The sequence below is a fragment of the Mesorhizobium sp. M3A.F.Ca.ET.175.01.1.1 genome (assembly GCF_004791945.1).
Taxonomy (GTDB): Bacteria; Pseudomonadota; Alphaproteobacteria; order Rhizobiales; family Rhizobiaceae; genus Mesorhizobium.
The window spans coordinates 1-576 of sequence record NZ_SRTP01000050.1 but is presented as its reverse complement, the minus strand read 5'-3'; the positions used below and the strand labels follow the sequence as shown (position 1 = coordinate 576).

General features: G+C 63.2%; 1 pseudogene. It reads left to right on the top strand.

Annotated elements, in window-relative coordinates:
• Window positions 1-345: 345 nt before the first annotated feature.
• Window positions 346-576: pseudogene (locus tag EN818_RS30680) on the top strand (SOS response-associated peptidase); the annotation flags it as partial.

Below are 576 nucleotides of genomic sequence, written 5' to 3'. Positions count from 1 at the left end.
CGAATAGACGACCCCATCGGCCTCGTCCGTCACGCGGACCCATGTCGTCTCTTCGCGCCTGTCCCAGACGTCGCGGCCAGTGGCTGCGCGCGCTGCCTGCAAGGGCGTCTCTGCAGCGGCGATCTGGTGGGATGTCGCGCTCCCACCCGACATGATTTCAACGATGTAGCTCTTCAATGTGCCCTCCAACGCAGTTGCAGCCATCAACCCCGGATGCGCTTTACTTGTTCCGATCGTCAGGGAAAACGGCCCCCGAACCGAAACCGCCAACGCGAATTGAGTGGCTGATTGCTTGGCCCGCCTCAATCCGCTCGAAGAGCGTATCGTGGCTCCTGAGGGGTTCGCATGTGTAACGATTATGAGCAGCATATCGCCTGGGCGGAATACTGCCGGATGATGGCCGAGTTGGCCCTCAGAATCCCGAGCCACCAAACCGAGCTCGACCTGCCCCAGGCTGACGACATCCGCATCAACGACCCGGCGCCCGTCATGCGCGCCGCGGGAGACGCGGTCGAGCTCGCCGCAATGACCTTCGGCTTTCCCCCGGGGAGTCCCAAGGGCGGGCCTGTCTTCAAC